Below are 17,080 nucleotides of genomic sequence, written 5' to 3' on the forward strand. Positions count from 1 at the left end.
TTTACCAAGGAGTTTTCCGTTTCGACTGCGCCGAAAGTGGGGCGAATTATAGGCCTCCAGAATCTGCCGTCAAGCGCCGATTCCGGTTTTCTACCGATATGTACAAAAACACTGCATATATATAGACGCGCCTGCGGGGAATGCGCAGTATATTGCCCAACACAAAAAGAAATACCCTTGATTACTATATTTCGGACGATGCCACGTAATGAATGATCAGCCCCGCAGCCTGGCCTCTACCCTGTTCTCGGTCGGGCTGCTACTCATAGCCATGGCATCGATCCAGTCCGGAGCCTCCCTGGCCAAAAGCATGTTCTCCGTTGTTGGCCCTCAGGGGACGACAACATTACGACTGATTTTTGCCAGCGTGATCATGATGCTGATACTGCGTCCATGGCGGGCAAAACTCACCGCAAGATCCCTGCGCACCGTCATCGTCTACGGGATGGCGCTGGGCGGCATGAACTTCCTCTTCTATATGTCATTGCAAACCGTCCCGCTGGGCATCGCGGTGGCGCTTGAATTCACCGGCCCACTGGCGGTGGCAATCTACGCCTCGCGTCGTGCTATCGACTTTTTGTGGATCGCCCTGGCGGCCGTCGGCTTGCTGTTACTGATACCAACGGGAGAAGCGACCGCAGGAATCGATCTGGTAGGCGCCGGTTATGCCTTGGGTGCAGGGGTCTGCTGGGCACTGTACATTTTGTTCGGGCAAAAAGCCGGGGCCGACAATGGCGTGCAAACCGCCGCATTGGGGGTAATGATTGCTGCACTCTTTGTAGCCCCCATCGGTATTGCCCATGCCGGTTCCGCTCTGCTGAGCCCGTCATTGATCCCAGTAGCTCTTGGCGTCGCCATCCTGTCCACTGCCCTCCCCTACACCCTGGAGATGGTCGCGCTGACCCGCATGCCAACCAGAACCTTCGGCACCCTGATGAGTATCGAGCCAGCCTTCGGCGCGCTATCCGGTTTGCTGTTCCTGCATGAATACCTCTCACTGTCGCAGTGGATGGCAATCCTGTGCATCATCCTGGCCTCCGTCGGCGCAACCATGACCATGAGCACTGCCGCCAGGCCAGCAGTAGCGGCAGATTGAGCGCGGATATGACACGGGTCTGGTATTTGCCGCTCAACTAGGCCATGTTTAGCCCCGCACCCCAGGGTCATGCCACGGACAAATCCAGATAGGGACATCGGTACGCGTCAAGCGAAAGCGAATACAGCCAGACCCGGGCACAAGATCCGGGGACGCTATAAGGACAGTAATGAAACGATTTTTGATACTGGTCGCCGTACTTGCAATTGCAGGCTGCGCAGCGACCTCGGAAACACAGATCAAGCACGGCAAGAAAGGGCTGCACATCAACTGTTCCGGACTGTCTTCATCCTGGGACAAGTGCTACGCCAGCGCCGCCAACTCCTGCGCCCCCAAGGGATACAAGGTCATTGCCAAGTCGGGAGATGCCGTGGAAGAGCCAGGCGATTATCCGTTTGGCCTCAATCCTGCGGGTTATACCAGCCGTAGCATGATTGTCATCTGCAAATAGACAGCGCCGTTGCGTCAGGTTCTCGGACTTGCGATCTGACGGCCGATTTCCTCATAGCTGGACTTCAGCACTGTGCGCTGGATATCCGGGCTAGCCAACATGCGCGCCACGACCAGCGCGCCAATACATTGCGACAGAATCGCCCACGCCAGGCTGTCGCTTTGCAAAACACCCGCCCAACTTTCCTGAAGCCGACAAATCCAGTGCTCTGCCTGTTGGCGGACTGTCAGGTCGGAACGGGCAATTTCCGCCCCCAATGCCGGTAATGCACAACCGGTTTCCGGATTCTCGACGTGAGACATGCTCAGGTACTGTTTCAAGCAGCGCTCAAGCTTGTCACGATCCTGCCCTTCCCCCAGTCGCGCCAGACTTTGACCCAACTCACGCTCGACAATGCTTGCGAACAGCTCGTCTTTTGACGAAAAGTGGCTATAGAAGGCACCGCCACTCAAGCCGATCGCTTTCATCAGGCCGTCCACGCCCACCGTTGAAAATCCGGACTTCTTGGCCGATACCGCACTGCTTTCCAGCAGCCTTTGCCTGGTTTCCAGCTTGTGACTGGCCGAATAACGCATCGCTCATCCCCCTTGAATTGCTCAACTTGACGTCTGTCGAATCATAGCATAACGTTCGTTTAGTTAACGATCGTTCACCAAAAGGGATCTACCCATGAATAACAAGAAGGTCGTACTGGTCGTCGGTGCAGGTGATGCCACGGGCGGCGCCATTGCCAAGCGTTTTGCCCAGGAGGGTTTTGTCGCCTGCGTCACTCGCCGCAGTGCGGACAAACTCCAGCCACTGGTGGATGTCATCAAGGCCGAGGGTGGCGAGGCCCACGGTTTTGCCTGCGATGCACGCAAGGAGGAAGACGTGATCGCGCTGGTCGAGCGGATCGAAAGCGAGATCGGCCCCATCGAGGCGTTCGTGTTCAACATCGGCGCCAACGTGCCGTGCAGCATTCTCGAAGAAACCGCCCGCAAGTATTTCAAGATTTGGGAAATGGCCTGTTTTTCCGGCTTTCTCAACGCGCGTGAAGTAGCCAAGCGCATGGCCAGGCGCCAACGGGGTACGATCCTGTTCACCGGCGCCACTGCAGGCCTGCGTGGCGCTGCCGGGTTCGCCGCATTTGCCGGTGCCAAGCACGGCATTCGTGCACTGGCGCAAAGCATGGCCCGAGAGCTCGGCCCCATGAATATTCACGTTGCCCATGTCGTCGTCGACGGCGCCATCGATACCGACTTCATCCGTGAAAGCTTCCCGGAAAAATATGCCACCAAGGATCAGGATGGCATCCTCAATCCCGAGCATATCGCCGAAAATTACTGGTACCTGCACAGCCAGCCCCGCGACGCCTGGACCTTCGAGCTGGACCTTCGCCCCTGGAGCGAACGCTGGTAAGCCCTCCCCTACAACAATAAGCAGAGCGCACCGACCATGAGCAAAACCGTGGAGTTCTACTTCGACCTCGGCAGCCCCGCCACCTATCTGGCCTATACCCAGCTACCGAAAATTTGCGCACAGACTGATACCCGGTTGATCTACATTCCGTTCTTGCTGGGCGGAGTGTTCAAAGCCACCGGCAACGCCTCTCCGGCGACTATCCCGGCCAAGGGCCGCTACATGTTTCAGGATCTGGACCGCTACGCCAAACGCTACGGCGTGCCCCTGAAATTCAATCCGCACTTCCCGATCAACACCTTGGTGCTCATGCGCGCCGTGACAGGCATGCAACTGCGCCACCCTGAACGCTTCGCCGCCTTCATCGACTGCCTGTTCAACGCCATTTGGGTCGACGGTCGCAGCCTGGATGAACCGGCAACCGTCGCGACAGTATTGAGCGAAAATGGATTCGATCCACAAGAGGTGCTGGCCCTGACCGCCGAGGAGGAAGTCAAAGCCCTGCTCAAGGACAACACCGAAAAAGCCGTGCAGCGAGGAGTGTTTGGTGCGCCGAGCATGTTTGTCGATAACCAGCTGTACTTCGGCCAGGATCGACTGGACTTCGTACTCGAGGCCCTGAGTTAAACCTCGACCACCAACCGCCCCTTTGCCGCTCCTGACAAGAGCAGTACGTGGGCGGCTTCTGCGGATTCCAGCGTAAACGAGTGCGGGTCAAGCAATGGCGCGATCTTGCCAGCTTCAATCAACTGCGCCGCCTCGTGCAGAATCTCGCCGTGATGCTCACGCCCCTTGCCGGTCAGGAGCGGCAACAAAGTGAAAACACCGGAGTAAGTCGCCCCGCGAAAGGAAAGCGGTGCCAGGCTGTGCTGCCCCCACCCCAGGCAACTGAGCACATGACCGTGATACATCCGTGCCGCCTTGAATGACGCATCCAGCGTTTCACCCCCCACTGTGTCATAGACAATGTCGAAGCCCTCACCGGCCGTATGCTCGGCCACATAGTCTTCAACCGAAGACTTGCGGTAATCGATAAACGTCGCGCCGAACCCTTCGATAATCGATTGCTGCCCGGCAGAGCCCGTGGCAAAAACGTCTGCGCCAAAAGCGCGGGCGATTTGCACCGCGACATGGCCAACGCCACCGGCGCCACCATGGATCAATACCTTCTGCCCGTGCCGAACGCGAGCCCGGTCAACCAGACCTTCCCAAGCGGTGATCAGCACCAGCGGCAAACCGGCAGCCTCACGCATGCTCAAGTTGTGCGGTTTGCGAGCCAACAGTCGCGCGTCGACCACCGCGTACTCGGCCAATGAACCTTGAATACCACCTATACCGGTGGCCATGGCATATACGTCATCCCCCGGCAGCCAACCACTGACGCCCTCCCCCAACGCCTCTACGGTCCCGGCCAGATCCATCCCCACTATCGCCGGCAATGGTTGAGCCGCATGGGTCGCCTGCCCGGAGCGGATTTTGCCGTCCAGCGGATTGACACCGCTGGCCTTGATCCTGACCAGTACCTGCCCCGCCTGCGGCACGGGCCGTGCAATGGAAACCAAACGTAACGGCGCATTGGCCGAGTCGACCATCAGAGCGCGCATATTCAGTGAGTCAGTCATTTCGCCATGTCCCATCAGTAGTGAATGCAGGACCGATTTTGTCTTGCTCAACTCATGCCGATAAGACGCCATGCCGCTATAGTGACCATTCCATTACGGCATCAATGAGCGATCCCGTGGACAAACTCAATGCAATGGCGATTTTCGTGCGGGTGGTCGAACGGGGCAGTTTTTCCGCCGTTGCCCGGGAGTTGCAGACCAGCCAGCCGACCATCAGCAAAATATTGCAAACACTGGAAACCCGATTGGGCGGAAAGCTGATTGCCCGCAGTACCCGCAAGTTATCCCTGACAGACGAAGGTCAGCGCTATTACAACGAATGCCGGACCATCCTCGCCGCCGTGGATGCGGCAGAACATAGCTTCCAGTCCGGTCGGGAAAAGGTCGCCGGACCTCTGAAAATCGGCTCGTCGGTGAGTTTCGGACGCCTGCAGATCGCCCCCCGGTTGCCGGACTTTCTCAAACACTACCCTGACGTACAGATAGACCTGCAACTGAGCGACCAAAACCTGGATCTGGTCGGCGAAGGGCTGGACGTCACATTCCGGATCGGTGCCCTGAACGACAGCGGCCTGATCGCTCGCCATGTCGGCAGTACCCACCGTGTGACCGTCGCATCACCTGACTACCTCAAGCAAAACGGCCAACCGCAAACGCCGCAGGAACTGGGCAGGCACAACTGCCTGATGTTCAACCTGCTGAGCAGTCAAAACCTGTGGGTGTATACAAAAGACGCCCAACGCCACGAAGTGCGGATCAAGGGCAATGCGCAGAGCAACAATTCCGAGGCGATCCGCGAAATGGTGCTGGGGGGATTGGGGATTGCACTGTCACCGGTGTGGCTATTCAGCGAAGACCTGAGCGCCGGCCGGGTGAGCGCGATTTTGCAGGACTACAGTACGTTGTCGCTGCCAATTTATGCCGTATCCCTGGCGAATCGTCGCCAATCCGCCAGGGTCAAAGCCTTTGTCGACTATATGGCTCAGGCGCTGGATAAAGCGCCTGAGCTGCACACAAACAAATAGCTACGCAGGAACCAATAGCTGCGCACAAACAAATAGCTACACAAGGAACCAATAGCTGCACCCGATCAGATCGCCGCAGTGCGGGTATTCAGCCACTCCAGTGCAGCACCCTCGACCAACGGACTCAGACGCTCACGCACTTCGGCGTGGTAGGCGTTGAACCACTGTTTTTCCTCGTCCGCCAGCAACGATGTTTCCAGGCAACGTGTGTCGATCGGGCACAGGGTCAGCGTTTCGAACTTCAGGAACTCGCCGAATTCGCTCTTGCCTGCCTCACGGTTCATCGCCAGGTTTTCGATCCGCACCCCCCAACGACCCGGACGATAAGTGCCCGGCTCAATGGACGTGATCATACCCGGCTGCATTGCGGTTTGCGGTGCAGGTGCGGCCTGATAGGCAATGACTTGCGGACCTTCGTGGACGTTCAGGAAGTAACCGACGCCATGACCGGTGCCGTGACCGTAATCGACACTTTCCGCCCAGATGGGCGCACGGGCGATGGCATCGAGCAACGGCGACAGAATGCCTTTGGGGAATTGCGCGCGGGACAAGGCAATTACGCCCTTGAGCACGCGGGTGCAATCGCGCTTTTGCTCATCGGTCGGTGTGCCCACTGCCACCATCCGCGTGATATCGGTAGTGCCGCCCAGGTACTGGCCACCGGAGTCGATCAGCAGCAGGCCGTCCCCTTCGATCACCGCGTGTTCTTCTTCGGTGGCGTGGTAGTGCGGCATCGCGCCATTGGCGTTGAACGCGGCGATGGTGTTGAAACTCAGCGACACATAATCCGGACGGCGCTCACGGGCGGCGGTGAGTTTTTCGTCGATGGTCAGTTCGGTGATGCGCTCGCGCCCCAGCGCCGAGTCCAGCCAGGCGAAGAATTCGCACAGCGCTGCGCCGTCCTGCTCCATGGCCTGACGGATGTGCTCGGCATCGGCCAGGCTTTTTTGCGATTTGGCCAGGGTAGTCGGGTTCAGGCCTTCGATCAGCTTCACCCCGCTGTCGAGGTTGTCCAGCAACCCCGCCGTGACCCGCGCCGGGTCGACTTGCAGGCTCGCACCGCTCGGTACGGCACGCAGTGCGGCGGCGACCTCGCTGTAATCGCGCAAAGTCACGCCGTCCTGTTCGAGGATGGCGCGCAGTTCGCTGCTGACTTTGCTCAAGGCAACGAACAGCGTGGCCGTTTGCTGATTGATCAAGGCGAAAGAAACAAACACCGGGTTGAACGACACGTCGCCGCCACGCAGGTTGAACAGCCAGGCGATATCATCCAGGGTGGCGATGAAATGCCAGTCGGCACCTCGCGCCTGAAGGGTTTCACGCAGTTTGGCGAGTTTTTCGCCACGGCTGACGGTCGCCTGTGGTGGCAAGTGCTGATAGATCGGTTCGTTCGGCAGGCCTGGGCGGTCGCTCCAGACGCCACTCAACAGGTCGATGTCGGTGCGCAGGCGAGCACCACGCTCTTCAAGTTTACCGCCCAGGGTCCGTGCCGAAGCCACGGCCATGACCGCGCCATCGACTGCGACAACGCCACCCTCGGGGGTTTGCTCGGCCAGCCATTCCAGTGGTCCGGGTTGACCCGGTTGCAGCTTGACCAGATCAATGCCGCTGCCCTTGAGCTCCTTGGTCGCCTGCTCCCAGTAACGGCTGTCGGCCCAGACGCCGGCAAAATCCGGGGTCACGATCAGGGTGCCGACCGATCCATGGAAACCCGACAACCACTGGCGCCCTTGCCAATAGCCCGGCAGGTATTCGGACAAGTGCGGGTCGGCCGACGGCACCAGCAAGGCATGAATGCCCTCCCGGCTCATCAGTTCGCGGGTTTGCGCCAGGCGCTGAGGCACCGATCCATTGATCGAAAGCTGCGTATTCATCGAGTCTCCTGCTAACCACTTCATCATTATTGTTGGGTGCCGATCAGCGCCGGCGCTTCGTCGCCTTATTGCCAGAACGCCGGAGCACTGGCGCAGGCTGCCTTGATCAGTTGAACCGCCTGGTCGATGTCCTGCTCGGTGGTGAAACGCCCGAGGCTCAAGCGGATGGTGCGACTGGCCGAGCGGGCATCATGCCCCAGGGCCAGCAGTACATGAGATGGGGTATTGCTCGCGGAATTGCAGGCCGAGGTCGCGGAAAACGCGATCGAGGCCAGCAACGCTGCAGGGTTGAACTCGCCTTCACCAAAGGTCAGGCTCAGCGTATGGGGAATGCGCCGGGTCGGGCTGCCATTGAGCCGCACACCGGGAATGCTCGACAACTGGTCGAGCAAGCGTTCACGCAAACGCACGATGACTGCTTTCTCTTCATCGAAGGACGCTGCCGCCAGGGCGAAAGCCAAGCCCATGGCCACGATCTGATGGGTTGCCAGAGTGCCGGAACGCAAACCGCCCTCATGCCCGCCACCATGGATCTGCGCCTGCAAACGCTGTTGTGCACGCGGACCGACGTACAACGCACCAATGCCTTTGGGGCCATAGAGCTTGTGCGCGGAAAACGACATCAGGTCCACCGGCCACTGCCCGAGATCGATGGCCACTTTGCCCGCGCCCTGTGCGGCGTCGACATGGAACAACGCCCCGCGATCACGCACGACCTGACCGATGGCGGGAATGTCGTTGAGGGTGCCCAGTTCGTTGTTGACCAGCATCAGTGACACCAGGAAGGTGTCTTCGCGCATGGCTTGGCTGACCGCTTGCGCCGTGATCAGGCCCTCGGCGTCCGGCACCAGATAAGTCACCGCGACACCGGCATCCTGCAGTTGCTTCGCAGTATCGAGAATGGCTTTGTGTTCGATCTGGCTGGTGATGATATGGCCGCCGCCAATGCCGCGGGCCTGAGCCACGCCTTTGAGCGCGAGGTTGTTGGATTCGGTGGCGCCGGAGGTCCAGACGATCTGCTCGGGTATCGCGCCGACCAGTTCGGCGACCTGGCGTCGCGCCTGCTCCACCGATTGCCGGGCCTGCTGGCCGAATGCGTGGGAGCTGGAGGCCGGGTTGCCGAAATTGCCGGTAAAGCCCAGACACTCGACCATCACTTTGATGACCCGCTCATCCACTGGCGTGGTGGCGGCGTAATCGAAATACAACGGGCGTTTATTCATAAAAGTCTCGCAGAGCGTGTTCCGGGATCAGGAAGCTCGTGACTGCAAACGGCAAAGCGCAGCCTTGTGAGCTGCGCGCTGTTTTCAGAACGCTACCAATACCTGATCGGATGCCGTTAAAGAAGAACAACTTCATTTAATAGTGCGTAGGAACGCTCCTGAAAAGTCAGCTTAACAGGCATCGGGCAACCGGTTGAAGCAATGCATCAGCTAAAGTTTTCGAGCAACAGCGGGTACAGCGAACCCACGAGCAGCGCGGCCATGCCCCAATTGAACAGGCGCAGCCAGCGGCGATCCTTCAGAACGTTGCGCAACAACGTGCCGCAAGCGGCCCAGACACCGACGCTCGGCAGGTTGATGATGGCAAAAACCGCCGCAATCACGATCACATTGGTGAAGTAACCCTGCATCGGCGTGTAGGTGCTGATGGCGCCAATGGCCATGATCCAGGCTTTTGGATTGACCCACTGGAACGCGGCGGCGCCCAGATAACTGATCGGTTTCGCCTCGCCCTGCTGGCTCTCCGACATGGGCCCGGAATGGGCGATTTTCCACGCCAGATACAGCAAATACGCCGCCCCCACATAACGCAGTACGGTGTAGAGCAAAGGATAAGTCTGGAACACCGCGCCAAGGCCGAAACCAACCGCCACCACGAGTACAAAGAAGCCACAAGTGATGCCGAGCATGTGCGGAATCGTGCGGTTGAAGCCGAAGTTCACCCCGGATGCCAGCAACATGGTGTTGTTCGGGCCGGGTGTGATTGAAGTAACGAGAGCAAACAGGGCGAAGCCCAGCAGCAGGTCGAGAGAGAGCGTCATGGGTGGCAGTCCGTCAGGGTCGGTCAGGTGTTGACCCTATCGCACACCCAGGGCGAAACCCATGGACAGTTACGCGAAACTTGGAGCAGTACAGTTTCGCCTCAGCTTGGACGACCGTGAAGCTGTACAGATCGCCCGGCGTTCATTTCACCCTGGTTGTCGAAGTTGAACGACTTTTGCGGCTGGCCGAGCAGTTCGGCTTTTTTCGCGTGGTATTCGTCGAAGGACAGTCCACGGCGGTTCAGCGCTTCCAGCGCCAGTTCCAGGCTTTCTTCAGCGGTGTAAGGGCGAAGCTCGGGGGAAACATGGCTGGCACATCCGGCGAGTACGGAGACGGCGAGCATCAGCATCGTTGCGATCATCGGTTTCATTTTTGGCGTCCTGGCGACTGGGTTCGAGGCAATGAACACAGGCTACCCGCGCCTCCCGGACAGCAGAAATCAACGCTTTCAATAGTGGCTATCAAGAAATGGCGATCATTGTCGATGTGCCGGGGGAACGCGGGCCGGAGACGCACTGGTGGGCGCCGGCTTGATGGCAGTTGAATGGCATTGCTGCTCGTCGGACACTCGCTGAGTACGAAACAGGCTGGCCTATATTTATTCGGTCGTATAACGGCAGAGGTACTTTCTATTCTCACAATCGGAACAGGGAGATCCATCATGAGCGTCAAACCCATTCCAGAGGGGTATCACAGCATCACCCCCTACCTGGGCATCAACAAAGCCGCCGAAGCCATCGCCTTCTACAAAAAAGCCTTCGGCGCCATTGAAGTCATGCGCCTGAACATGCCCGATGGCGGTGTCGGCCATGCCGAACTGCGCATCGGCGATTGCCCGATCATGCTGGGCACACCGTGCGATCAAGGGCCGCTGAGCAACCCGGACAATTCGCCGTCCGTGGGTCTGCATTTGTACGTGCAGGATGTCGACAAGTCCTACAAACAGGCGATCGATGCCGGCGCAACCGTTGTATCTGAGGTAAAGGATCAGTTTTACGGCGACCGTTCAGGGACCTTGAAGGATCCCTACGGGCACCTGTGGTTCCTGGCCACGCGCAAGGAAGACCTGACCCAGGCGCAGATCGAACAACGGGCGAAGGAGATGTTTGCCCAGGGTTGAAATCCCTGGTGTTGGAGCGGGCCTCTTCACGAGCAGGCTCGCTCCAACAGGTTTTTTCAGGACTTTTCAGATCGGTTGTAACGGCATCGTCAGCTCAACCCGCAAGCCGTCCGGCCGGCTATCGAAATGCAACGTGCAACCGCAACGCTGGACGATGGCCTGGACAATCGCCAGCCCCAGACCGCAACCGGTGCTCTGACCGTTGCGCCAGAAACGCTGGGTCAGGTGTTGCAGATCTTCTTCGGCAATTCCCGGCCCATGGTCGCGCACCACGAACTGCACACGATTACCGGTGGTTTCCAGGCTCAACTCCACCGCTTTGTCGGCGGGGGTATGGCGCAGTGCGTTGTCGAGCAAGTTGCGCAGCGCGGCAATCGACAGCACGGCCGGCATTTGTACCGGCGCGGCGGAAACCTTGCCCGGAGCCTGAAACCTGATGCGTTGGCGATCGCCGCTCGCCGCGTCCTGGATCGCCAGTTTCGCCACTTGCTCGGCGTTGCACTGCACACCGTCGTCAAACGACAGACTGCCCTCGACGCGCGCCAGCAACAGCAATTGTTCGAGGGTCCGGTGCATGCGGTCGGCGCCCTCTTCGGCCCGGGCCAGGGACTGGTCCCGGGCGCTGCCGTCAGTCATTCGCGCCACCTGCAGGTGGGTCTTGATCGCGGTCAGCGGGCTGCGCAGTTCGTGGGCCGCGTCTCCGGTCAGGCGACGTTCGCGCTCTATGGTCTTGCCGATGCGCTGGAGCAACTGGTTCTGGGTTTCCAGAAGGGGCTGCAACTCGCTGGGCAACGGTTGGATCTGCAAGGGCTCGAGGGAGTCGGCGCTGCGGCGCATCAAGGCGTCGCGCATGCGGTTGAGCGGCGCCAGCCCCTGGCCGATGCCCAGCCAGAGCAAACACAGGCAACCGAGCAGCGCCACGCCCACCGGCACCGAAGCGGCCAGCAGGATCGACATGTTCAACGCCTCGCGCTCGATCTGCCGGTCGGCGGTGGTGATGCGCAGATCGCCCCGGGCCAAGGTGAAGCTGCGCCACGGCGCGCCGTCGATCATCTGATCATGAAAACCGAGTGTCTCGGCCTCCAGGGCCTGCTGCGGTTCGGTGTGACTGCGGGCAAGGATTTCACCGCGCAACGAGCTGACCTGGCACGCCATGCCACCCGGAATGTTCAACTGTTCGGCACTGAAGTGGGTGCCCTCGCCCTTGCTTGGCACGGGCGGCAGTTGCTCCATCAGGCCGGCGACCATGCGTGCCGACGCCACCAGGCGCTGGTCGAGGGAAAACATCATTTGATTGCGCAAATCGCTGAGCATCCAGGCCGCGGCCAGGGCCCAGATGAACGCAAACGCGACGCCGAGCGTCAGGCTCAGGCGCAAACGCAGACTCATCACTTCGGTTCTTCTCCGCCATCAGCCGGCCCCAGGCGATAACCCAGGCCACGCACGGTCTCGACAATGCCATTGCCGAGCTTGCGCCGCAGGTGATGGATATGGACATTGAGCGCGTTGCTTTCCAACTCGTCGTTGAAGCCATAGACACTGTCCTTGAGTTGCTCGGTGGACAGCACTCGGCCACGGTTGTGCAACAAGGCTTGCAGCAGCGACTGTTCGCGGCGCGAAAGGTCCACCGGCTGCCCCGCAAGCTTGGTTTCGCGGCTGCTCGGGTCGTAAGTCAGGGCTCCGTGTTCGATCAGGTTGACGCTGCGCCCCGCCACCCGCCGCAACAGCGTGTGCAAGCGTGCAGCGAGTTCACGCAAGTCGAACGGCTTGAGCAGATAGTCGTCCGCGCCGGCTTGCAAGCCATCGACGCGGTCGGTGACCGAGTCCCGGGCGGTGAGGATCAAGACCGGCAACTCCAGGCCTTGATGGCGCAACTGCTGCAACAGCTTCAGGCCATCTTCGTCCGGCAATCCGAGATCGAGCACCATGACATCGAACTCCGCCACCTTGAGCATCGCCCTGGCGGCGGACGCTGTGGCGACGTGCTCCACGGTCAGACCCTGGGCGGTCAGGCCGGCGACAATGCCGCTGGCAATCAACTCATCGTCTTCGCAAACCAGTACGTGCATGGGGAGCCTCGTAGAAATAAAGCCGATTAAGCCGTTGACCGATTAACCCGACATTATGCCGCAAGCGCCGCCGCAACAAGGCCGGGGCGGTTAATCATCGGTTAATCGCCACCCGCCACTGTGCACCTCATCAGCACAGGGCAAAGGCTTATCCATGCATCGTCTGTTTTTACTTTTTACCCTCTTGATCGCGGGCCTGGCCCAGGCTGGAACCAATCCGTTCGACACCAAACCTGAATTTCTCCCGGTTGATAAAGCATTCACGTTTACCTCCGAACGTCTGGAATCCGGTGAAACCCAGCTCTATTGGCAGATCGGCGACGGCTATTACCTGTACCAGAAACGCTTGAAGTACGACGGATTGCCTGTCGCGCAGCATCCCGCGTTGCCGGAAGGTGAAGCCCACAGCGACGAGTTTTTCGGTGAACAGCAAGTCTACCGTCAGGGTCTGGAACTGAAGATCCCGGCGGGTGCCAGCGGCACGGTCAAAGTCAGTTACCAGGGGTGTGCCGATGCCGGTTTGTGTTATCCACCGCAAACCAGAGTCGTGGACCTGGGCAACGCCAATGCGTTGAATATGGCCACTGAGGCACCGGACCAGGCGCTGGCCAGCAGCCTGCAACAACGGGCACTGGGCTGGAGCCTTTTGCTGTTCTTCGGCCTGGGCCTGCTGCTGGCCTTCACGCCATGTTCGTTGCCGATGCTGCCGATTCTGGCCGGGTTGATCGTCGGCAGCGGCGCCACGCCCAAACGCGGTTTCGCCCTGGCCAGCAGTTACGTGATCAGCATGGCGCTGGTGTATGCGGCGCTGGGAGTTCTGGCCGCCTCTCTCGGGGCTAATCTGCAAGCCTGGTTGCAGAACCCCTGGCTGCTGGGCAGTTTCGCGGCGATTTTCGTGGTGCTGGCGCTGCCGATGTTCGGTTTCTTCGAACTGCAACTGCCGGTGGCCGTGCGTGATCGCCTGGAAAACGTCTCGCGCAATCAACGCGGTGGCAACCTGATCGGCGCCGGGGTGCTGGGGGCGCTGTCCGGCCTGCTGGTCGGCCCGTGCATGACCGCACCGCTGGCCGGTGCCCTGCTCTACATCGCGCAAAGCGGTAACGCGTTGCATGGCGGATTGATTCTGTTCGCCATGGGCATCGGTATCGGCGTGCCGCTGCTGTTGCTGGTGACCGTCGGCAATCGCTTCATGCCCAAACCCGGCGCCTGGATGAACCTGGTCAAAGGCATTTTTGGCTTTCTGTTCCTCGCCACCGCGTTGCTGATGCTGCGTCCGGTGCTGGACGAATCCCTGTGGGTCGGATTGTGCGGGGCGCTGCTGTTGATCACGGCCTACAGCGCCTGGAAACAGTCGGAAGATTTCGGCCGTATCGCGCACCTGTTTGGTGCCAGTTCATTGCTGCTCGGTTTATGGGGTGGCCTGTTGGTGATCGGTGCGGCCGGTGGCGGCGATGATCCATTCAAACCATTGCAGGTCTACCGCGCCTCGAACCAGGCGGTGGCCGCCGTGCCGGTTGGCCACGATGCCTTCACCACCATCAAGGATCCGCAGGCACTGCAACGGGAACTCGACGCCGCGCAGGCTCAGGGCCAATGGGTGCTGCTGGACTACTACGCCGACTGGTGTGTGTCGTGCAAGGTCATGGAAAAACGGGTATTCGGCAAAGCCAATGTCATGGAAGCCCTGAGCGACGTGCGCTTGCTCCGACTGGACGTCACCGCCGACAATGCCGCCAGCCGCGAGCTGCTCGGCCGTTACAAAGTGCCAGGGCCGCCGAGCCTGCTGTGGATTGGTGCTGACGGTGAAGAGCGTCGCAGCCAGCGCATCACTGGCGAGGTCGATGCCGATACTTTCCTGCAACGCTGGACCAACACCCGAGACGCCCGTTAATGCTGACCTTCACCCTCGGCACCTTTGCCATTGCGCTTAATCATCTGCTGCTGATCAGTGCGCTGGCGCTGGCCACGTTTGTCGGCTGGCGGGTGGCCAAACGTGGCGGTGACAACCCCGAGTCGGTACTGTTCAGCCTGTTTCTACTGGGCATGCTGGCGGCCCGAATCAGTTTCGTGGTGGTCTATTGGGCCCACTATCGCAACGATCCGTGGCAGGTCATCGACCTGCGCGATGGCGGCTTCCTCGCCTGGCCGGGGGTGGTTGTGGTTTTACTTGCCACGCTGTATCGCGGCTGGCGTCGCCCGGGGTTGCGCCGTCCATTGGGCTTTGGCGTGGCCAGCGGCCTGGCGTTCTGGTTGTTGGCGACGTTCTCCCTGTCGATTTATGAACAAGGCACACGCTTGCCGGAAATCGCCCTGCGCAACGCCGCCGGCGAAACCGTGCAACTGGCCGACTACAAGGGCGGTCCGTTGGTGATCAATCTCTGGGCCACCTGGTGCCCGCCGTGCCGCCGGGAAATGCCGGTACTGGAAAACGCCCAGCAACACCGGCCAGACCTGACCTTCCTGTTCGTCAATCAGGCGGAAAGCATGCAAAGCGTCGCGACCTTTCTGGAAACCCAGGGCCTGAGCCTGTCCAACGTGCTGTTCGACGGCGGCGGGCGTCTGAGCCAGGCCGTCGGTTCCATGGCATTGCCGACTACGCTGTTCTACAACCCCGAGGGTCGCCTGCTGGGTAGCCATCTGGGCGAATTGTCGGAAGCCAGCCTGGCCCGCGCACTGGAAAACTTCGATACCGTACCCGCCACCTCTTCAAGGAAACTGCCATGTCCCGCCTCCGCCACCTGCTGACCCTGAGCCTCGGTGCGGCCCTGATTCACCTGCCAACGGTGCAGGCCGAAGAGTTGCCCGATGCCATCAAGAAAATCGAGGCCAAGGGCGCGAAAATCGTCGGCCAGTTCGACGCCCCCGACGGCTTGCGCGGTTATGCCGCGCAATACCAGAGCCGCGGCATGGCGCTGTACCTGACCCCGGATGGCAAACACGTGTTGCTGGGCAATCTGTATGACGCCGAGGGCAATGACCTGAGCAGCGCACCGTTGCAGAAACTGGTGTATGCCCCGATGGCAAAGGAAGTCTGGGCCAAGTTCGAAACCAGCAACTGGATCGGCGACGGCAAGAAGGATGCGCCGCGCGTGGTGTACCTGTTCAGTGACCCGAACTGCCCGTACTGCAACATGTTCTGGGAACAGGCCCGGCCGTGGGTCAAGGCCGGCAAGGTGCAGTTGCGCCACATCATGGTGGGCATCATCCGCGAAGACAGCCCGGGGAAATCCGCCGCCCTGCTCGCCGCCAAAGACCCGGAAAAAGCCCTGCAGGATCACGAAGCCGCTGGCAAGGACAGTTCGCTCAAGGCCTTGAAGGAAGTGCCGCCGGTGATTCAGGCAAAGCTCACGGCCAACATGCAATTGATGGAAGATCTGGAGTTGCAGGCGACACCGGCGATTTTCTACATGGACGACAAGGGTAATCTGCAACAGCAGCAAGGCGCGCCATCGCCGGACAAACTGGCGAAAATCCTAGGGTCGATGTAGGTTTTCACTTTAAAAGGTAGTGACTGCACTGGCGGCGATCCGACGATGGCGCCGGTGGATTCAACTAAGCTCTGTCGGCCAAAAACGCCAGCAAGGTTTCAGTCACAAACTCAGGATTCTCCAGATTGGAAATATGCCCCGCCTTCGGCACCAGCACCCACGGGCAGCCAATCAATTCAGCCATTTCACGGGCTTCACCCGGTGGCCGGGGCTTGTCCTGGTCACCACTCATGACCAGCGTGCTCGCTGCGTCCAATTCGCCAAGACGCGATAACAGATCATCGCGCCCAAACGTAATCCGCCCCATCGGCACGATGCTTTCACGCAGGCGATCCGCAGGTAAAGCCGCCAGGGAAGCATAAAAATCCCGGTAGAGTGCCGACTGCGGATCAATGTCCGGCCGGAAGAAAATCGGCACCACGATATCCAGCAGCGCTGGCGTGATGACACCCGCCTCTTCGATCTGCTTCAACAGTGAAAAGTAATACTGGCGAGTCGGCTCCGGCTCGGCGCCGACGTAGGTGTCCATCAGCACCAGCCCATTGACCCGCTGCGCTGCCGACAACGCCAGGCGCGCGCCCCACATGCCACCGACCGACAGGCCGACCAGCGTGACCCGGTCGATGTCCAGATGGTCGAGCAGGACCAATGCCTGACGCGCCAGGTCATCCAGGGACGTAGTACCGGCAGGCAACGGCCCGGACTCGCCGTGCCCCCACAGGTCCAGGGCTATCACACGATACTGTTGCGCCAACGCAGCAATCTGCGGCGCCCACATGGCCTGGTCCCACAGGTAACTGCCGGCCAGCAGCACCGCCGGGCCGGTACCTTGATCGATGTAGTGAAGGGCTTGTCCGTCTATCGTTACGAAGGGCATGGGCTGTCTGCGCGA

At 60.1% G+C, this 17,080-nt stretch carries 18 protein-coding genes; 9 read left to right on the top strand and 9 right to left on the bottom strand.

Annotation, left to right across the window (positions count from 1 at the left end; translation table 11 throughout):
- Positions 1-208: 208 nt before the first annotated feature.
- Both rhtA and ACM6IK_RS25740 read left to right on the top strand, forming a co-directional pair.
- Complete coding sequence (gene rhtA, locus ACM6IK_RS25735; RefSeq protein WP_414876545.1) at positions 209-1,096, top strand: threonine/homoserine exporter RhtA; 888 nt, start codon at positions 209-211, stop codon at positions 1,094-1,096.
- Between the two features lie 169 nt (positions 1,097-1,265).
- Complete coding sequence (locus ACM6IK_RS25740) at positions 1,266-1,547, top strand: hypothetical protein (protein ID WP_008054256.1); 282 nt, start codon at positions 1,266-1,268, stop codon at positions 1,545-1,547.
- Between the two features lie 14 nt (positions 1,548-1,561).
- Here the strand turns inward: ACM6IK_RS25740 and ACM6IK_RS25745 are convergent, their stop codons facing one another.
- Positions 1,562-2,122: a TetR/AcrR family transcriptional regulator gene (locus ACM6IK_RS25745; RefSeq protein ID WP_414876546.1), complete on the bottom strand. Its 561-nt coding sequence runs from the start codon at positions 2,120-2,122 to the stop codon at positions 1,562-1,564.
- Between the two features lie 94 nt (positions 2,123-2,216).
- Between ACM6IK_RS25745 and ACM6IK_RS25750 the strand changes: the two genes are divergently transcribed.
- Positions 2,217-2,945 carry an SDR family oxidoreductase gene (locus tag ACM6IK_RS25750; protein WP_414876547.1) on the top strand — a complete coding sequence of 243 codons (729 nt, stop codon included), beginning with the start codon at positions 2,217-2,219 and terminating at the stop codon, positions 2,943-2,945.
- Between the two features lie 36 nt (positions 2,946-2,981).
- Positions 2,982-3,572 carry a 2-hydroxychromene-2-carboxylate isomerase gene (locus ACM6IK_RS25755; protein WP_414876548.1) on the top strand — a complete coding sequence of 197 codons (591 nt, stop codon included), beginning with the start codon at positions 2,982-2,984 and terminating at the stop codon, positions 3,570-3,572.
- On the opposite strand, the gene ACM6IK_RS25760 is transcribed toward ACM6IK_RS25755, so the two are convergent.
- On the bottom strand, positions 3,569-4,567 hold the full coding sequence (locus ACM6IK_RS25760; RefSeq protein ID WP_414876549.1) for a zinc-dependent alcohol dehydrogenase family protein: 999 nt from the start codon (positions 4,565-4,567) through the stop codon (positions 3,569-3,571). The genes ACM6IK_RS25755 and ACM6IK_RS25760 overlap by 4 nt on opposite strands.
- A 104-nt stretch (positions 4,568-4,671) precedes the next feature.
- Here ACM6IK_RS25760 and ACM6IK_RS25765 point away from each other — a divergent pair, with 104 nt between their 5' ends.
- The gene (locus ACM6IK_RS25765; protein ID WP_414876550.1) at positions 4,672-5,592 is read left to right on the top strand and encodes a LysR family transcriptional regulator; all 921 of its coding nucleotides are present in this window, start codon (positions 4,672-4,674) and stop codon (positions 5,590-5,592) included.
- A gap of 65 nt (positions 5,593-5,657) precedes the next feature.
- Here the strand turns inward: ACM6IK_RS25765 and ACM6IK_RS25770 are convergent, their stop codons facing one another.
- The 4 genes from ACM6IK_RS25770 to ACM6IK_RS25785 all read right to left on the bottom strand — a co-directional run bounded on the left by ACM6IK_RS25770 (position 5,658) and on the right by ACM6IK_RS25785 (position 9,881).
- A complete protein-coding gene (locus ACM6IK_RS25770; protein ID WP_414876551.1) occupies positions 5,658-7,466 on the bottom strand; it encodes an aminopeptidase P family protein in 1,809 nt (602 codons plus the stop codon).
- A 65-nt stretch (positions 7,467-7,531) separates the two neighbouring features.
- Positions 7,532-8,689 (bottom strand): cysteine desulfurase family protein, encoded by a 1,158-nt coding sequence (locus ACM6IK_RS25775; protein ID WP_414876552.1) that lies wholly within the window; start codon positions 8,687-8,689, stop codon positions 7,532-7,534.
- Positions 8,690-8,895: 206 nt separating this feature from the next.
- Positions 8,896-9,510: a LysE family translocator gene (locus ACM6IK_RS25780; RefSeq protein WP_414876553.1), complete on the bottom strand. Its 615-nt coding sequence runs from the start codon at positions 9,508-9,510 to the stop codon at positions 8,896-8,898.
- 101 nt (positions 9,511-9,611) lie between these two features.
- Entirely contained in the window at positions 9,612-9,881 is a 270-nt protein-coding gene (locus ACM6IK_RS25785; protein WP_116264832.1) for a hypothetical protein, read from the bottom strand.
- A gap of 291 nt (positions 9,882-10,172) precedes the next feature.
- Here ACM6IK_RS25785 and ACM6IK_RS25790 point away from each other — a divergent pair, with 291 nt between their 5' ends.
- Positions 10,173-10,631, top strand: a complete 459-nt coding sequence (locus tag ACM6IK_RS25790; RefSeq protein WP_414876554.1) for a VOC family protein — start codon at positions 10,173-10,175, stop codon at positions 10,629-10,631.
- A gap of 66 nt (positions 10,632-10,697) precedes the next feature.
- Here ACM6IK_RS25790 and ACM6IK_RS25795 read toward each other — a convergent pair whose 3' ends face one another.
- Positions 10,698-12,023, bottom strand: coding sequence for an ATP-binding protein (locus ACM6IK_RS25795; RefSeq protein WP_414876555.1), 1,326 nt, complete (start codon positions 12,021-12,023; stop codon positions 10,698-10,700).
- The gene (locus tag ACM6IK_RS25800) at positions 12,020-12,700 is read right to left on the bottom strand and encodes a response regulator (protein WP_414876556.1); all 681 of its coding nucleotides are present in this window, start codon (positions 12,698-12,700) and stop codon (positions 12,020-12,022) included. The genes ACM6IK_RS25795 and ACM6IK_RS25800 overlap by 4 nt, the downstream gene beginning before the upstream one ends.
- 154 nt (positions 12,701-12,854) lie before the next feature.
- Between ACM6IK_RS25800 and dsbD the strand changes: the two genes are divergently transcribed.
- The 3 genes from dsbD to dsbG are packed head-to-tail and all read left to right on the top strand — an operon-like array spanning position 12,855 to position 16,188.
- Positions 12,855-14,591 carry a protein-disulfide reductase DsbD gene (gene dsbD, locus ACM6IK_RS25805; RefSeq protein WP_414876557.1) on the top strand — a complete coding sequence of 579 codons (1,737 nt, stop codon included), beginning with the start codon at positions 12,855-12,857 and terminating at the stop codon, positions 14,589-14,591.
- Positions 14,591-15,445 (top strand): prolipoprotein diacylglyceryl transferase family protein, encoded by an 855-nt coding sequence (locus ACM6IK_RS25810; RefSeq protein ID WP_414876558.1) that lies wholly within the window; start codon positions 14,591-14,593, stop codon positions 15,443-15,445. Before dsbD ends, ACM6IK_RS25810 begins: the two co-directional genes overlap by 1 nt.
- Entirely contained in the window at positions 15,421-16,188 is a 768-nt protein-coding gene (gene dsbG, locus ACM6IK_RS25815; RefSeq protein WP_414876559.1) for a thiol:disulfide interchange protein DsbG, read from the top strand. The genes ACM6IK_RS25810 and dsbG overlap by 25 nt, the downstream gene beginning before the upstream one ends.
- Positions 16,189-16,252: 64 nt before the next feature.
- On the opposite strand, the gene ACM6IK_RS25820 is transcribed toward dsbG, so the two are convergent.
- Positions 16,253-17,065, bottom strand: a complete 813-nt coding sequence (locus tag ACM6IK_RS25820; RefSeq protein ID WP_414876560.1) for an alpha/beta fold hydrolase — start codon at positions 17,063-17,065, stop codon at positions 16,253-16,255.
- Between the last annotated feature and the right edge of the window lie 15 nt (positions 17,066-17,080).

Origin of the sequence: Pseudomonas sp. IT-196MI5, from assembly GCF_949767415.1 — a bacterium.
GTDB lineage: Bacteria > Pseudomonadota > Gammaproteobacteria > Pseudomonadales > Pseudomonadaceae > Aquipseudomonas.

Coding starts and splice junctions, on each gene's coding strand:
- ACM6IK_RS25750 (WP_414876547.1), top strand. CDS start 2,217: ATGAATAACAAGAAGGTCGTACTGGTCGTCGGTGCAGGTGATGCCACG.
- ACM6IK_RS25745 (WP_414876546.1), bottom strand. CDS start 2,122: ATGCGTTATTCGGCCAGTCACAAGCTGGAAACCAGGCAAAGGCTGCTG.
- ACM6IK_RS25755 (WP_414876548.1), top strand. CDS start 2,982: ATGAGCAAAACCGTGGAGTTCTACTTCGACCTCGGCAGCCCCGCCACC.
- ACM6IK_RS25780 (WP_414876553.1), bottom strand. CDS start 9,510: ATGACGCTCTCTCTCGACCTGCTGCTGGGCTTCGCCCTGTTTGCTCTC.
- rhtA (WP_414876545.1), top strand. CDS start 209: ATGAATGATCAGCCCCGCAGCCTGGCCTCTACCCTGTTCTCGGTCGGG.
- ACM6IK_RS25740 (WP_008054256.1), top strand. CDS start 1,266: ATGAAACGATTTTTGATACTGGTCGCCGTACTTGCAATTGCAGGCTGC.
- ACM6IK_RS25770 (WP_414876551.1), bottom strand. CDS start 7,466: ATGAATACGCAGCTTTCGATCAATGGATCGGTGCCTCAGCGCCTGGCG.
- ACM6IK_RS25760 (WP_414876549.1), bottom strand. CDS start 4,567: ATGACTGACTCACTGAATATGCGCGCTCTGATGGTCGACTCGGCCAAT.
- ACM6IK_RS25775 (WP_414876552.1), bottom strand. CDS start 8,689: ATGAATAAACGCCCGTTGTATTTCGATTACGCCGCCACCACGCCAGTG.
- ACM6IK_RS25800 (WP_414876556.1), bottom strand. CDS start 12,700: ATGCACGTACTGGTTTGCGAAGACGATGAGTTGATTGCCAGCGGCATT.
- ACM6IK_RS25810 (WP_414876558.1), top strand. CDS start 14,591: ATGCTGACCTTCACCCTCGGCACCTTTGCCATTGCGCTTAATCATCTG.
- ACM6IK_RS25785 (WP_116264832.1), bottom strand. CDS start 9,881: ATGAAACCGATGATCGCAACGATGCTGATGCTCGCCGTCTCCGTACTC.
- ACM6IK_RS25790 (WP_414876554.1), top strand. CDS start 10,173: ATGAGCGTCAAACCCATTCCAGAGGGGTATCACAGCATCACCCCCTAC.
- dsbG (WP_414876559.1), top strand. CDS start 15,421: ATGTCCCGCCTCCGCCACCTGCTGACCCTGAGCCTCGGTGCGGCCCTG.
- ACM6IK_RS25765 (WP_414876550.1), top strand. CDS start 4,672: ATGAGCGATCCCGTGGACAAACTCAATGCAATGGCGATTTTCGTGCGG.
- ACM6IK_RS25820 (WP_414876560.1), bottom strand. CDS start 17,065: ATGCCCTTCGTAACGATAGACGGACAAGCCCTTCACTACATCGATCAA.
- dsbD (WP_414876557.1), top strand. CDS start 12,855: ATGCATCGTCTGTTTTTACTTTTTACCCTCTTGATCGCGGGCCTGGCC.